This is a genomic window from Paraburkholderia piptadeniae (genome assembly GCF_900007165.1).
Classification (GTDB): domain Bacteria; phylum Pseudomonadota; class Gammaproteobacteria; order Burkholderiales; family Burkholderiaceae; genus Paraburkholderia; species Paraburkholderia piptadeniae.
The window spans coordinates 81,038-96,049 of record NZ_CYGY02000052.1 but is presented as its reverse complement, the minus strand read 5'-3'; the positions used below and the strand labels follow the sequence as shown (position 1 = coordinate 96,049).

Genomic DNA, 15,012 nt, shown 5'->3' with positions numbered 1-15,012 from the left:
GATCCCTCATGAACGACGGCCAACACGATCAGGTGCTTTTCGCCCGCTTCGGAACGAGCAGCCCATGCTGGCGCCTGTCCAGCGACAGCAACGCGCTCGAGCTGTCGCCGGAAACGGACGACCGTGCAGCCACTGTCGCGATCGCGCTATCCGGCAGCCAGGCCGCGCAGATTCGCGAGCTAACGGGCGTCACGTCGCACCTGACGATGGACGTGCGCCTGCACGGCGAGCCGCTGCGGCTGCATCTCGTCGGCAAGAAGCTCAACGGCAGCACCTGGGCGGGCACCGCATCGGCGTTCGAGGACACGGAGTCGGTCGCGCGCGATCTGGTGCACGGCCTGTCGTTCGCCGAACAGGTCGTGTCGGAAGTCAATTCCGTCGTCGTGATCGTCGACAGGAACGGCCGCATCCAGCGCTTCAACCGTCTCGCCGAGGAACTCACAGGCATGAAGGAAGAAGACGTGATCGGGCGCAGCGTGTGGGCGCTCTTTATGTCGTCGGAAGCGGGCGCGGCGTCGAGCCAGAACATTTCGGGCTTTTTCAATCGCGGTGTCGCGTATGAAGTGGAGCGCCGCGTGCGCACCGTGCACGGCGAACGGCTCTTTCTCTTTCGCAACAAGTTCGTGATGAGCGGCAGCGGCGTCGACGAGCAGTTCCTGATCTGCTCCGGCACCGACATCACCGAGGAGCGCCGCGCGCAGGACCGTCTCACCGAGCTCGCGAACACCGATTCGCTGACGGGCCTGCCCAACCGCAACGCGATCCACGACAAGACCCGCACGGCCATCGCGAGCGCGGCGCCGGGCGTCTCCGTCGGCATTCTGTTTCTCGATCTCGACAACTTCAAGAAGGTCAACGATCACTACGGCCATGTGTTCGGCGACCGGCTGATCCAGGACGTGTCATCGGCCATTCGTCAATGCCTCGGCGCGGACGACGTGCTCGCGCGCCTCGGCGGCGACGAATTCATCGTGCTCTCGCCCCTCGCGACGGTCGAGTCGATGGAAGCGATCGCGCAACGCATCCTCGAACGGCTGCGCACGCCGTTCAGCCTCGGGCTCGTCGAGGTCTATACGGGCTGCTCGATCGGCATCGCGATGTTCCCCGAGCACGGCGACAGCCTCGAAGCGCTGATCCGCGCCGCCGATACCGCGATGTACGTTGCCAAGGACGACGGCAAGCGCACCTATCGCGTGTTCTCGCCGGAGATGAACCGCAAGGTCGCCGAATACATGTGGCTCGACACGAACCTGCGGCGCGGGCTCGAAGAAGGCCAGCTGACGCTGCACTATCAGCCCAAGCTCTCGCTCGCGACGGGCAAGGTGTACGGCGTCGAGGCGCTGGTGCGCTGGAATTCGCCCGAGCGCGGGCAGATCATGCCCGCCGCGTTCATCCGTTATGCGGAAGAGTCGGGACTCATCGGGCCGCTCGGCCGCTGGGTCATGCAGACGGCCGCCGAACAGGCCGCGCAATGGAAGGCGCGTGGACTGTCGCTGCGTGTTGCGATCAACGTGTCGGCGCGGCAACTGGTGGATACGGCCATCGTGTCGCATTTCAACGAGGCCTTGCAAAACGCGAAACTCGATCCGTGCCTGCTCGATATCGAACTGACGGAAAGCTGCCTGATCGAAGACGAAGCGGCCGCGATCGGCCTGATCACGCAATTCCGCGATCTCGGCGCGCAGGTCCATCTGGACGATTTCGGCACCGGCTATTCGTCGCTGTCGCAACTGGGGCGTATTCCGCTCGATGTGATCAAGCTCGATCGCAGTTTCGTGAGTTCGATCAACGCGGACAGGAAGTCTCAGGCGCTCGTGCGCTCGATGGTGGCCGTCGCGCAGGCGCTGCAACTGAAGGTGGTCGCCGAAGGAATCGAGACGGAATCGGAAGAACTGTTCATGAAGGGACTGGGCGTCGAGTACGTGCAGGGCTATCTGTACGGCAAGCCGATGCCCGCGGCCGATTTCGAGCGCTGGCTAAATGACAGGCAGAAGATCCGGTTGATCGCCTGAACCCCCGAAAAGTCTGCTCGACCCGACGGATCACCTGCCTGTCGGCCGCTCGCGCGGCTGGCTACTGCAGAATGCATGCTGCGTACTGCCTGACTGCTGCGTCGATGACTGCTGTGTCGATTGCTTCTGTGTCGATTGCGTCTGCGCCGAATGCGCGACTCATCGCGTTCACGCGGCGTTCATAGCCGCCTGGCGCAGATTCCCCGTGCGGCGATTCTGCAGCATCACGAGCCGCTCCATGAACGCAAGGTCTTTCTCTTCGATCGTGAACGCGGCCTGCACCCAGTCCTCCGTGATCTCCATCAGCTCGGCGCGCGAAAGCTGCAATACGCGCTGACGTGCCCGCACCATCGCGCGGATGCCGTTGAGCTTGGGCCGCAGCGTATCGATGAAGGTACGCGTCGCCACGTACGCCTCGCCCGGCTCGAAGATCTGATCGACGAGACCGCGGCTCGCATGCCACTCGGCCGTATGCGATTCGCCGCCGCCGATCAGTTCCTCCGCGAGACGCATGCCCGCCTTGCGCGCGACGAGCGAATAGCCGCCCATGCCGGGGAACAGGTTGAACGCGATTTCGGGAAAGCCCATGCGCGCATCGTTTTGCGCGAGCACGAAGTGATGCGCGAGCGCGGCTTCGAAGCCGCCGCCCAGCGCCGAGCCCTCGATCATCGCAATCGAGATCGCCCCTGTGTCGAACCCGCGCGCCGCCGCGTGCACGCAATCGACGCAGGCGCGCGCGTACGCCATCAGTTCCTGCCGGTGGCCCGCGCGGATCGCGTCGGCGAAGAAATTGAGGTCGCCGCCGACGTTGAACATCGACGGAACGGCCGAGCCCGTGACCCAGAAATCGATTGGCAAGCGCGAATCGCGCGCGGCCTGTGCCAGTTCGAGAATGTCGTGGACGAGTTCGAGGTTGAAGCATGGACGCGGCTGCGCGCGCAATATCATCCACATGACATTGCGCTCTTCTTCGTAATAAGCGGCGATTTGCGACAAATTGCCCGCTTCGAGGAATGGACGGCAGGCGTGATGGTTTTGCAGATTCATTTTGAACGGTCCTTTAAGGTTAAACACTGGGTGAAGCAATGCGAGCCTAAAACAGACCGGAATACGTTGGGGGAGGCCTAACGAACAGAAGGGAGCAGTTCGTCATAAGTATCGCGATGCCCGCTGGGCGGGCTTCTTGACTGGCGCCGCTTGCGCAAACGATTGCGAATCGAAGCAAGGCTCCAGGCCAGCGAGCTTTCGCGTCCTTTAAAAGGGCGCAAAGTCGCCATTAGAATATTTGCTTTAAATCTCGGGCGTTTTTGCCCCGCGGATGAGGCTATCGGTAATCACCCGTATTGCGCGCATTTGTTAAATCGAGGCAACGCGGGCGAAAAAGCGGCATTGCGAATTTCGAATGCGCGATGAATGGCGTTTTCACGCGGCGCGACCGGCGCCCGCGCATTGCCTGTAAATCAGGCGCGTGAAGCGCACATGCCGATGCCGATGCCGATGCAACGTTATGCGTGCCGTGTTTGTATCAACCGTATGTCGTCGTCACGCGAAGGTTGCGCAATCACGAGCGTTGGTTGTTCTCGCGTTATCGCAGACGCACCGACCAGCCATCGGCCTGTTCGTGGGATAAACCTGCCGCAAGCGCCGCATCGCGGATCTGCCGCCACGTTTCGGGATCGACGGGAATGCCGTTGGCCTCGCGCTCCGCACGCGTCGCGCGCTCCGGCTCGCCCGGCGCGTAGATACGCTCGACGCCCGCGGCAAGCGGCGATGCCTTCACCCACTCGACGAACGCATCGGCCTCCGCTTCGGCGTTCGGCGCATCGAATGCGTTGGGATCGACGATCACCGACAACATGCAGTTGATGATCGCGTTGGTCTGTTGCAGCGTGTCGTCGTGCGTCGTGTAGCCGCCCGACAGCGCGCCGCCGAAGATCTCGCACATCGCCGCGAGCCCGAAGCCCTTGTGGCCGCCCGCCTGCCCGCCGACGGGCATCAGCGCGCCGAACGGCGCCTGCATCATCACGGCGGGATCGACGGTCGGCTTGCCTGCGTGGTCGATCAGCGAACCGGGCGGCACCTCCTTGCCCTGGTTGTACGCGACGCGCGTCTTGCCATAAGCGACGGCGCTGGTGGCGAAGTCGAGCACGAGCGGCGCCTTGCCTGCGCGCGGAAACGCCGCGCAAAACGGATTGGTGCCGATGCGGCGGTCCGCGCCGCCGAACGGCGCGACGAGCGGATCGCCCGCCACGTTGACAAAGTGAAACGACACGAAACCCGCCTTCGCGCATTGCTCGGCCCAATGCCCGATGCGTCCGATGTGATGCGCGTTGCGCAGCGCGACGGCGCACACACCGAGCTTGTTCGCGCGCTCGATGCCGAGTTCCATCGCTTCATGCGCGACGACCTGGCCGAAGGCCTTGCCGCCGTCGATCGTCAGCACGGCGCCGACATCCTTGACGACACTCGCGTGACCATTCAGCTTCAGCTCGCGATCGCGCAACGAATCGACATAGCGCGGAATCATGCCGACGCCATGCGAATCGTGTCCCGTCAGATTGGCCGCGACGAGATGATCGGCGACGAGCTGGGCTTCGCGCGGCGCGCTGCCCGCGTGCTCCCAGATCGCGCGCACATAGGCGTGCAGTTGATCGGCCGGAATACGGGGAGCGGACGTCTGGGCCGTGCGCGTGTCGTTCATTCGATGATGGGCTCGTTCAAAGGAGGCGGGCGGACAACGGGAGGAACCGGCCGGTCCCTCCCGCGCGAGAACGTCCTGGATGCGAACGTTCGGAGAACAACTTGAAGGACGATTACAAGGACGAGTTCAAGGACAACGTCAAGGCGCGGCGGCGATCACTTCCGCCACGGCCGCCGTCAGCTTCTTGCCGTACGGCACATGCAGGAACTCGTTCGGCCCATGCGCGTTCGACTTCGGTCCGAGCACGCCGCACACCATGAACTGCGAGGTCGGAAAGCCCGCCTTCAGCACGTTCATCAGCGGGATCGTGCCGCCCTGCCCGATGAACGCGACGTCCGCGCCGTAATGCTGGCGCGATGCGTCGTTCAGCGCGGTGGCCAGCCACGGCGCAAGCTCCGGCGCGTTCCAGCCCGTCGCGGCGCCCGCGTCCGGCTTGAACGTGACCTTCGCGTTGTACGGCGGATCGAACTCCAGCAGCGACTTCAGCTGCTGCACGGCCTTGTCCGCTTCGACGAGGGGCGGCAGGCGCAGCGACAGCTTGAACGCCGTGCGCGGACGCAGCACGTTGCCCGCATCGGCGAGCGAAGGCAGCCCCGCCGCGCCCGTCACCGACAGCGACGGACGCCACGTCGAATTGAGCAGCGCCTCTTTCGGATCGGTTGTCGTCGGCAGCACGGGGCCGCCGTCCTGGCCGCACGACCACGGCAACTTCTTCCACACGTCGTCGCCGAGAATCTTCGCGGTCGCTTCGACTTCGCTCAGACGGTCGCCCGGAATCGTGCAATGGAAGCCCTTCGGCAGCAGCGTGCCGTCCGCCGCTTCTTCGAGCCGCTCGAACAGTTGGCGCATGATGCGGAAGCTCGACGATGCGATGCCGCCGTAGCTGCCCGAGTGAATGCCTTCGTCGAGCACCTGCACTTCGAGGTCGCCGGAGACGAGTCCGCGCAGCGACGTGGTGAGCCACAGCTGATCGTAGTTGCCCGCGCCCGAGTCCAGGCACACGACGAGTCCGACCTTGCCGAGCCGCTCGCGCAATGCGTCGACATACGGCAGCAGGTCATAGCTGCCCGACTCTTCGCACGTTTCGATCAGGCCGACGCAACGCGGCCGCTCGATGCCTTGCGCGTCGAGCGCCGCCAATGCCGTGAGGCTCGCGTAGATCGCGTAACCGTCGTCGGCGCCGCCGCGGCCGTAGAGCTTGCCGTCTTCGAGCTTCGGCGTCCACGGACCGAGGTCCTTGCGCCAGCCGTCGAATTCAGGCTGCTTGTCGAGGTGGCCGTAAAGCACGATCGTTTCCGTGCTGCCCGAACGCGTGGCGGGCGATTCGAAGAAGATCACAGGCGTGCGGCCCGGCAAGCGGACGATCTCCAGCTTCAGTCCGCGCACGGGCTGCTGCTCGGCCCACTTCGCGGCCTCCGTGATCACGCGCTCGATGTAGCCGTGCTTCTGCCAGTCGGGATCGAACGCCGGGCTCTTCGCCGGCACGGCGATGTAGTCGGTCAGCGCCGGCACGATCTCATCGTTCCATTTGCGATCGACGAATTCGCGCAGCGTGTCGTGATTCAGCTTGTGAGCCTGTTGGGTTTCGTCGGAGATCATGATGGCAATCCGGGTCAGTCGAAACGCACATGATAAGCCCCTGGCGCGCGCATCGCCGAATTCATCCGATCCGTGACGCCGCTTCGGCGCAGCGCCGGATGGGCTGCCTGGCACACGCTTGCAACGGGCTTTCCACGCCGCGTGCGCATGTTGCGCATTCGCGCGACAATGCACGCATAACTACGACGCGCCTGGGAGGCCCTCGATGAGCTACAACATCGTGGTTCAAGGCGTCGCGACCGTGATCGCGCTGGGTCTGTACTTCCTGCCGTCCATCGTCGCCGATCGCCGCAAGCGCCATGACCTGCTGACCATTGCGCTGTTCAATGCGTGCATGGGCTGGACCGTGTTTGGCTGGCTGATCGCGCTCTACTGGGCATTTCAGCCGAATCCGCCTGTCAATCTGGAAGGCGAAGTGGTGCGCTCGCGGCGAGTCATCAGCATGCGGACCTTCACGAAGATGCTCGGCGAGCGTGTGCAGATGCGCGAGTCGCGCGATCGTTCGACGAAGTGACGCTTGCTTCGACCTTGAACCCCTTGCACAAAAGCGAGTCATGCCGATGCAGCTCACGCCGTTCCAGATTGCGATTCCCGATGCAGAGCTTGCGGCGCTCAATGCGCGCCTCGCGCAAACGCGCTGGCCCGATCCGTTCGACACGCCGCCGTGGGCGCTCGGCACCGATCCGCGCTATCTGCGCGAACTCGTCGACTACTGGGCGAACACATACGACTGGCGCGCGACGGAAGCGCAACTCAACCTTGAGCCGCAGTTCATTGCGCGCGTCGACGGCCTCGGCGTGCATTTTCTGCATCGGCGCGGCATCGGTCCGAAGCCCTATCCGCTCGTCATCACGCATGGATGGCCCGGTTCGTTCGTCGAGTTCATCGAGCTGCTGCCGCATTTGTGCGATCCCGCATCGGTGGGCGCGGACCCGGCCGACGCATTCGATGTCGTCGTGCCGTCGATGCCTGGCTATGGTTTTTCCGAGCGTCCGTCGAAGCCCGGCATGTCGGTATTCGCGATCGCGGACCTGTGGGCCGAACTGATGCGCGGCCTCGGCTACGAGCGCTTCGGCGCGCAAGGCGGCGATCTGGGCGCGGCCGTATCGATGGCGTTGGCCGCGAACCATGCGCAGCACGTCGACGGCATTCACCTCAATTTCCTGCCGAGTTCGTACGCTCCCGGCGTGCACGCAAGCGATCCGCCCGTCACGCAGGAAGAACAGGACTTTCTCGCGGCCAAAGCCGCATGGGCCGATGCGGAAGGCGCGTATGCGCACATGCACGGCACGAAACCGCAGACGCTCGCGTTCTCACTGAACGATTCGCCTGCGGGACTCGCTGCATGGATCGTCGAGAAATTCCGCGCGTGGAGCGATTGCGAAGGCGATGTCGAGCGCGCGTTTTCGAAGGATCAGTTGCTGACCGACCTCTCGCTGTACTGGCACACGCAGACCATCGGCTCGTCGGTACGGCTCTATGCGGAGACGCGCGCGCGGCCCTTGCGTTTCGAGCCCGGCCAGCGCGTGACGCCGCCGCTCGGCTTTGCGCGCTTTCCCAAAGAGATCAGCCAGCCGCCGCGTTCGTGGATCGAGCGCGTGTTCAACGTCACGCAGTTCGCCGACATGCCGCGCGGCGGGCATTTCGCCGCAATGGAACAGCCCGCGCTGCTCGCTGAAGAAATCCGGCGCTTCTTCCGGCCGCTGCGTGGTTGACCCCGGTTGACCGTGGTCGACTGCGCCTGGGCGCGGTTCACGTTTCGCGCTCGCGTGGCACCCGGTGCGTCAGCGCGAGCGCATCACCCGCACGCTGCTGCAACTGACGCGCTCACGCGCTCAAGTGTATCGACAACCCGCGCCGATTCTGTCTCTGGCATGCGCTTGCCCCGCGCGGAACAATGATGCGTTCGCGCAACTGGCGCTCGATCGAGGTGGGCCACCACCGGGGAACGCGAACCACGAGCACGCTCGCGTTCCACCACGGCCCGGGCCTCTTGTCACGATCCGCCGATCGCTCTTTCCTGCTCTTTCCACACACGGAGCCTACGCAATGCCTCAAACCACGCATCTGCTTGCATTCGCCGTCGTCGCGCTCGGCATGGCGCTCACGCCGGGGCCCAACATGATCTATCTGGTCTCGCGCTCGATCAGCCAGGGCCGCACAGCCGGTCTGATTTCGCTCGGCGGCGTCGCGCTCGGCTTCGTGTTCTATATGTTCTGCGCTGCATTCGGCATCACGGCGCTGCTGCTCGCGGTGCCGTTCGCGTACGACGCGCTGCGTTTCGGCGGCGCGCTGTATCTGCTGTATCTCGCATGGCAGACCGTCAAGCCGGGCGGCCGCTCGCCTTTCCAGGTGCGCGACCTGCCCGCCGACAGCCCGCGCAAGCTCTTCACGATGGGCTTCATCACGAATCTGCTGAACCCGAAGATCGCGGTGCTGTATCTGTCGCTGCTGCCGCAGTTCATCGATCCGCAACAAGGCAGTGTGCTCGGACAGTCGCTGATATTCGGCGCCATTCAGATCGTGTTGAGCATTTCAGTGAATTCGACCGTCGCGATCACGGCGGGATCGATTGCCGGGTTTCTCACGCGCAAGCCGACATGGCTCGTCATTCAGCGCTGGCTGATGGGCACGGTGCTCGCGGGCCTCGCCGTGAGAATGGCGACGCAAGCGCGGCGCTAATCGAATGGCGCCAATCAAATGGCGTTAACGAAACGTGCCGGGCGCGAAGGCCCGGCACGCAATAGAGACCGAATGCAAAGGCGCGCCGCTCGAGCGCGCCTTTGTTTTCAGCGCATCACGACGCTGATGAACTTGTGCTGAAGCACCGATCCCGCGGGAATCGAGCGCGGCTGGCGCCGCACGTTATCCTGCGCGAAGGTTTCCTGACGCAGTTCGCCCTGATCGTCGAACCATTGGCAGACGAGCCGTTCCCCCGCTTCCCCTGCGACCTGGCCGATATAGGTCACGGTCATGCGCGAGCCGCCCGTTTTGAGCGTCACCACGTCACCGACATTGAATTGCACTGTTTGCGTCGTATCAAATGCGCCGTAAGTAGCAGTCAGCATGGATGTCCCCGATATAAGAATTAGGCTGGCTGAAAATTCACTGCCATAAACGCACCGCAGTCCAACGAATTAATAAGTGTGGACGAAGATTAACAATTGAATATTTCGGCAGCAAGTATTTTTTCTTGGAAGCGTTTTCATTCAACCGGCAATAAATCGACTTATATCCCGAACGTTCGTTCATTGTTGTTTAGCGTCCGAATCGACTGCGGCAGAAGGCCTCATGCTGTTACGCAGCACATTGCGGCAGGCAGTTTAGACCGATCGTACCAGGTATGCGTAAATACGCCCGACCACGCCTGTCATAACGATGACATTCTCAGCGTTAACGCGAATTTAAAAGATTGGCGGCGGAGAAAATCGACGCCACCAATGAATAATCGCATCACCGTTGAACAAGAAAATCGGTTGCGATGCGCCATGTAATGAATTGAAATGGTATGACTGTACGCGCCGAAAACGATATCAGTTGATATATCAACGCGCTTTTGTTCGGCGCCAATGCAAATATGCGCGAATATCCGGCGGCTCGGGATTTTCCCTAAGCGGAATTTTATGCGCCGCTAAAACGGCTTACAGCAGTCTTTAAACGACCTTTATCGCGCGCCGATGAGCAACTTGCTGATGCCGGACGAGCGTCACGCTCAGGACGATGCAGACCACCATCAACACCGCGTTGATCGCGAGGCTGCGCTGGAACGCATACGCATAGCCTGCCGCCGACGCCTGCGCGGACAGCGCGCCGAAGAACGCGCCACTGATGGCAGCCGTGCCGAACGCAGAGCCTATCTGAAGCGTCGACGTGACGACACCCGATGCGAGTCCCGCCTTCGCCGGTTCGACTTCGCCGAGCACGATGCGCATGATCGACGGCAGCACGAGCCCCTGGCCGACTCCCGCGAACACGAGCCCGCCGTAGAACAGCGTGCCGAGCGCCGCGTGCGTCGAGGCCCAGCCGGTCAGCGAAAAGCCGAGGGCCATCATCGCGAAGCCGAGCGTCAGCACATGCGCGCCGATGCGCCGCACGACGGCAGGCGACGTCAGCGGTCCGGCGACGAAACCGAGCGCGAACGGCATGATCGCGATACCGGATTGCAGCGGCGTCCAGTGCAAGCCCGTCTGCAGATAGATGCCATACGTGAGAAAGAACGCGCTGTTGCAATAGAACAGGAACGCGATCACCAGACCCGTCGAGAACGCGGGATTGCGGAACAGTTGCAGATCGACCAGCGGGCTGCCGCCCTTGCGCTCGACCTGCCGCTCGATGGCGACGAACGCGGCAAGCGCGGGCACGGCGAGCGCGAACATCGCGAAGGTCCACCACGGCCAGCCGGCTTCGCGGCCATGCGTCATCGGATAGATCAGCAGGATCAGCACCAGCGACAGCAACGCCACGCCCTTCAGGTCGACGCTGTCGCGCGTTTCGGGCTGATTCTCCGGCACGAACTTCCACGCGCCGACGAACGCCAACAGGCCGACGGGAATATTGATCAGAAAGATCGCGCGCCAGTCGAGGCCGAACGGCTGATAGGTAATCAGCACCCCGCCGCCCAGTTGCCCGACGATCGACGCAAGCCCGAATACAAAGCCGTAGAAGCCCATCACACGCGTTTGCTGATGAAGCGGCACGACAGCGCGCACGGTGGCCAGCACCTGCGGCGCCATCACGGACGCGGCCATGCCCTGCACGATGCGCGCGATCACGAGCACATGCCCGTTGGGCGCAAAGCCGCACAGCGCGGACGCGACGACGAAGCCCGCCATCCCCGTCATGAACATGCGCCGCCGGCCGAACAGATCGCCGAGACGGCCGCCCGTGATCAACAGCACCGCATACGCCGATGCATAGGCGGACACGATCAGCTGCAACTGCGCGTCGGTCGCGTTCAGGCCCGTGTGGATCGCGGGCAGCGCGAGATTGACGATGAAATAGTCGAGCGGCGCGAGAAACGCGCCGACGAAGAGCACAGTCAGCGCGAGCCCCTGCCGTTCGAAGCGCTGATGCACTGGCGCATCGGCATGCGATGCGGCTTTTCCGGCGTGCTGGCACACACCGGCTCTCTTCATGCATGTCTCATTCATGACTGATCGTTCAAAAATTCGGCAAAAAAATTTCAAGTCAGCGCGCGCATCGCAATGTCGACGATTGCTTTCAGCTCGTCTTCCTTGCGCTTGCATTTGCCCAGCACGCGCAAGCCCTGCGTGATGCACAGCAGGAAATCGGCGACCGCCTTTTCGTCGAGATCGCCATTGAACACGCCCGCCGCCTGCCCGCGAATGACGGCCGCCGCGAGCAGCGTGACGACGCGCCGCTGGATCGCGCGGATTTTCGCGTGCAGCGCCTCGTCTTCGGGCTGCAATTCGAGCGTGCTGTTCGTGATGAAGCAGCCCGTGAGCGTCGACGAGATGCGCGCATGGTGCAGCAGCGCGTTGCGCACGGCCGCTTCGGGCGGCACATTCGCGTTCAGACGCTCGACGAGACCGGAAATGGCCTTTTCCGCGTAATGGTCGAGCGCCGCCATCATGATCCCGTGCTTGTCGCCGAATACGCCGTACAGGCTGCCGCGCAGCACGCCCGTCGCGTGGCAGAGATCGTCGACGGACGTCGCGTGAAAGCCGCGGCGCCAGAACACCTTGCTCGCCTCGGCAAGCACCGTGTCGGTGTCGAATTCGCGTGGACGGCCGCGCGCACCGACGACGTCGGGCTTCGCGTCCCTGGTGGCGCCGGACGCGCGCCGGGATGCAGTGTTATCGCTCATGCAGTCGAGTTTATGACCGGACATTCAAGAATTCAAGGCAAAACCACGCAGCGGGCGTGGCTTCAGTCCTTTCAATTCTGTTAGTCGGCTTGATCGGGCTTGCGCACGGAAGCGAACAGATCGGTAATTTCCTTCATCGTCGCCGCTTCGCTGGTGTACGTGAACGTGCCGCGCTCGAGCATTTCCTTCGCCGCGCGCATCATCGCGCCCAGCGCCGCGCGCGCGAGCGCCCCGCCCACGCTGATCCGCTTGACGCCCATCTGCGCGAGCTCCTCGACGGAAAACGGCATGCCCGCCATGCCCATCAGCACGTTGACGGGCCGGTCGACGGAACTGACCACGGCGGCGATGTCCTCGCGCGTCTTGAGGCCGGGCGCGTAGAGCACGTCGGCGCCCGCTTCCTGGAACGCTTGCAGGCGGCGTATCGTGTCCGCGAGATCGGGGCGGCCCACGAGATAGTTTTCCGCGCGCGCCGTCAGCGTGAATGGAAACGGAAGAGCGCGCGCCGCCTCGACGGCTGCGCGTACGCGTTCCACAGCGAGGCCGTGTGCGTAAATGGGATCGCCGGCGCGCCCCGTCGCGTCTTCGATCGAGCCGCCTACCACGCCCGCCGCTGCCGCCTGGCGAATCGTCTCGGCGGCGTCTTCCGGCGCGTCGCCGAAGCCGTTTTCGAGGTCCGCGCTGACGGGCAGATTCGTCGCCGGCGCGAGATCGGCGAGATGCCGGATCATCTGCTCGCGGCCTACCGCGTTATCCGGCAGGCCGCGTGAAAACGCGTAGCCCGCGCTCGTCGTCGCGAGCGCCTTGAAGCCGAGCGCTTCGAGCAGACGCGCGGAACCGATGTCCCACGGATTGGGAATGACGAACGGATCGCTCGCCTCGTGCAGCGCACGAAATGCACGCGCCTTGTCTGCCTGTGATGTCATGGCCGCTCCGTCGAGGGCTGAGGTGAAACCGCGGATGAGCCGCTTCGCGCAAGCAGGACTGGCGCGCACGCGCGAAGCTGGCAAGCATGCGGCGCGCAGCCTCTTTCAAGCAAAAGAACGCTTTGTTGCGCGCCGCGAACGCTCAGGTTTCGAGCTTCGCGTCCATCGTGATCGTCGCGTTCAATACCTTCGAGATCGGGCAACCCGCTTTGGCATCCGCGGCCGCCTTGTCGAACGCTGCCTTGTCCCCGCCCGGAATCTTCACGACGACATCGAGATGCGAGGCCGTCACCGCGAAGCCGCCGCCGTCCTTGTCGAGCGTGACCGTCGCCGTGGTGGCGATGCGCTCGGGTTTGATGTTCGCCTTGCCGAGTTCCGCCGACAACGCCATCGAAAAGCATCCCGCATGTGCCGCCGCGATCAGCTCCTCGGGGTTCGTGCCGATGCCGTTTTCGAAGCGCGTCGAGAACGAATACTGCGTGTCCTTGAGGACGCCGCTATCGGTTGAGATCGAACCCTTGCCGTCCTGCAGACCGCCCTGCCAGACTGCTGATGCCTTGCGCTTCATCAGACTCTCCCATCTCATGCCCGCTTCGTGCAGCGCGTCTCCAGCCACGATGCCTGCCGCGACGGTCTCGCCCGAATCCCGCGGCCTCAGCACCGGTCATGCGCGCCACGCCGAAAGCGTGGGCTTTAGGCGTCGACCGAAGCTTCATCATAGGCGGATATCCGTGGCGCTGCCGTGAAGCGCACTCGTGCGCCTTGAAAGCGCAACGGCGCGCGGATTATCTCAGTCGAAGCAAGAATATTTATCCAAACGGACGCTTTTTTCATCACCACCGCGGAAATACACTGGGTTCAACGGTTCGGAACACAGCATTCCAGCCGAACCCATCAACAATGTTCTCGGAGGTTATTATGAAATCGCTTCTTTCCGCAGTCGTCGTCGCATCGGCACTGATCGTTCCCGCCGTCTCGTTCGCGCAGCAAGCCAATGGCCCTGTGACGCGCGCTCAGGTTCAAGCCGAGCTGGTCGCCGCGCAGCAAAACGGCACGCTCGACCAGAACGACGTGTCGTACCCGACGGCCAAGCCGCAATTCGGCGCGTCGTCGCAGTCGTCGGAAGTCGGCGGCGTGACGGCTGGCTCGTCGCAATCGGGTTCGCGTCCGAGCGTTGAGCAGCGCATCTTCTCGACGTTCCGCGGCAACTAAGCGCAAAACAGGCGCAACGTCGTGACGCTGCGGCGCGTGATGATTCATGCGCCGCCAGATGGACGAAGGCCCCGGCTGACCTGAAACGTCAGCCGGGGCCTTTCTACGTTCGATTCGGTTCGTTGCTGCCCGTTACGATCAAGGCGTCACGCTTATTCCGCAAACGGCAGCGAGTCCTGCCCTTGCGCGCGCATGCCGAATACGTTGAGCGTCATCGCGACCAGCGCGTAATAGCCGAGCAGCCCGACGAGATTGATCGTCACCTCGTGACCGAAGCGCTCGACGGCCTTCGCATACGTTGCGTCCGACACGCGCTTCGCGTCGTACAGCTCCGTCGTGAACGCATAGATGAGCGCGTCGTCGGCATCGGCGAACGACGGCACGCGGCCTTGCCGGATCGCCTCGGCGTCTTCGGCGCGCACGCCTGCGTCGATGGCGATCGGATAGTGGATGAACCACTCGGCCTGCGCCTGCCAGCGCGACGCCGTGATGAGAATCGCCAGTTCCGACAGACGCAGTGACAGGCCCGTCTTGTAGCGGCAGAACGCGCCGAGGCGCTGCGCGTGCTGCGCGAGTTCGGGGCTATGAATCCAGCCGAGAAACGGACCGTTCAGATTGCCGCGCGGGCCCGACAGGATTTCGTCGAGCACGGCTTTCTGTTCGGGCGACGCCTGGTTGGCGTCGAAAGGTGGCAGACGGTTGGTCATCGCAAGTTCTTCGAGAATGGGTTCGTGT

The 15,012-nt window shown here is 63.5% G+C and carries 14 protein-coding genes; 5 read left to right on the top strand and 9 right to left on the bottom strand.

The window, feature by feature from the left end; genetic code table 11:
* Nucleotides 1-8 precede the first annotated feature (8 nt).
* On the top strand, nt 9-2,012 hold the full coding sequence (gene pdeR, locus BN2476_RS26955) for a cyclic di-GMP phosphodiesterase (RefSeq protein WP_087737264.1): 2,004 nt from the start codon (nt 9-11) through the stop codon (nt 2,010-2,012).
* A 168-nt stretch (nt 2,013-2,180) separates the two neighbouring features.
* Here the strand turns inward: pdeR and BN2476_RS26950 are convergent, their stop codons facing one another.
* The 3 genes from BN2476_RS26950 to BN2476_RS26940 all read right to left on the bottom strand — a co-directional run bounded on the left by BN2476_RS26950 (nt 2,181) and on the right by BN2476_RS26940 (nt 6,312).
* A complete protein-coding gene (locus BN2476_RS26950) occupies nt 2,181-3,059 on the bottom strand; it encodes a crotonase/enoyl-CoA hydratase family protein (protein ID WP_087737263.1) in 879 nt (292 codons plus the stop codon).
* 538 nt (nt 3,060-3,597) lie between these two features.
* Complete coding sequence (locus BN2476_RS26945) at nt 3,598-4,713, bottom strand: malate/lactate/ureidoglycolate dehydrogenase (RefSeq protein ID WP_087737262.1); 1,116 nt, start codon at nt 4,711-4,713, stop codon at nt 3,598-3,600.
* 138 nt (nt 4,714-4,851) lie between these two features.
* A complete protein-coding gene (locus tag BN2476_RS26940; protein WP_087737261.1) occupies nt 4,852-6,312 on the bottom strand; it encodes a M20 family metallopeptidase in 1,461 nt (486 codons plus the stop codon).
* Between the two features lie 205 nt (nt 6,313-6,517).
* On the opposite strand from BN2476_RS26940, the gene BN2476_RS26935 reads away from it, so the two are divergent.
* The 3 genes from BN2476_RS26935 to BN2476_RS26925 all read left to right on the top strand — a co-directional run bounded on the left by BN2476_RS26935 (nt 6,518) and on the right by BN2476_RS26925 (nt 8,994).
* Nucleotides 6,518-6,826: a superinfection immunity protein gene (locus tag BN2476_RS26935; RefSeq protein WP_087737260.1), complete on the top strand. Its 309-nt coding sequence runs from the start codon at nt 6,518-6,520 to the stop codon at nt 6,824-6,826.
* 46 nt (nt 6,827-6,872) lie between these two features.
* Nucleotides 6,873-8,027 (top strand): epoxide hydrolase family protein, encoded by a 1,155-nt coding sequence (locus BN2476_RS26930; protein WP_087737293.1) that lies wholly within the window; start codon nt 6,873-6,875, stop codon nt 8,025-8,027.
* A gap of 334 nt (nt 8,028-8,361) precedes the next feature.
* The gene (locus BN2476_RS26925; protein WP_087737259.1) at nt 8,362-8,994 is read left to right on the top strand and encodes a LysE family translocator; all 633 of its coding nucleotides are present in this window, start codon (nt 8,362-8,364) and stop codon (nt 8,992-8,994) included.
* A 107-nt stretch (nt 8,995-9,101) separates the two neighbouring features.
* Here BN2476_RS26925 and BN2476_RS26920 read toward each other — a convergent pair whose 3' ends face one another.
* The 5 genes from BN2476_RS26920 to BN2476_RS26900 all read right to left on the bottom strand — a co-directional run bounded on the left by BN2476_RS26920 (nt 9,102) and on the right by BN2476_RS26900 (nt 13,633).
* Entirely contained in the window at nt 9,102-9,380 is a 279-nt protein-coding gene (locus tag BN2476_RS26920; protein WP_087737258.1) for a YodC family protein, read from the bottom strand.
* A 585-nt stretch (nt 9,381-9,965) separates the two neighbouring features.
* On the bottom strand, nt 9,966-11,447 hold the full coding sequence (locus BN2476_RS26915; RefSeq protein ID WP_235850980.1) for an MFS transporter: 1,482 nt from the start codon (nt 11,445-11,447) through the stop codon (nt 9,966-9,968).
* A 47-nt stretch (nt 11,448-11,494) separates the two neighbouring features.
* Complete coding sequence (locus BN2476_RS26910; protein WP_087737291.1) at nt 11,495-12,139, bottom strand: TetR/AcrR family transcriptional regulator; 645 nt, start codon at nt 12,137-12,139, stop codon at nt 11,495-11,497.
* Nucleotides 12,140-12,219: 80 nt separating this feature from the next.
* Entirely contained in the window at nt 12,220-13,065 is an 846-nt protein-coding gene (locus BN2476_RS26905) for an isocitrate lyase/PEP mutase family protein (RefSeq protein ID WP_087737257.1), read from the bottom strand.
* 142 nt (nt 13,066-13,207) lie between these two features.
* Nucleotides 13,208-13,633 (bottom strand): OsmC family protein, encoded by a 426-nt coding sequence (locus BN2476_RS26900; protein ID WP_087737290.1) that lies wholly within the window; start codon nt 13,631-13,633, stop codon nt 13,208-13,210.
* Nucleotides 13,634-13,983: 350 nt separating this feature from the next.
* Between BN2476_RS26900 and BN2476_RS26895 the strand changes: the two genes are divergently transcribed.
* The gene (locus BN2476_RS26895; RefSeq protein ID WP_087737256.1) at nt 13,984-14,277 is read left to right on the top strand and encodes a DUF4148 domain-containing protein; all 294 of its coding nucleotides are present in this window, start codon (nt 13,984-13,986) and stop codon (nt 14,275-14,277) included.
* 152 nt (nt 14,278-14,429) lie between these two features.
* Here BN2476_RS26895 and BN2476_RS26890 read toward each other — a convergent pair whose 3' ends face one another.
* Nucleotides 14,430-14,984: a carboxymuconolactone decarboxylase family protein gene (locus tag BN2476_RS26890; protein ID WP_087737255.1), complete on the bottom strand. Its 555-nt coding sequence runs from the start codon at nt 14,982-14,984 to the stop codon at nt 14,430-14,432.
* Nucleotides 14,985-15,012: the final 28 nt, after the last annotated feature.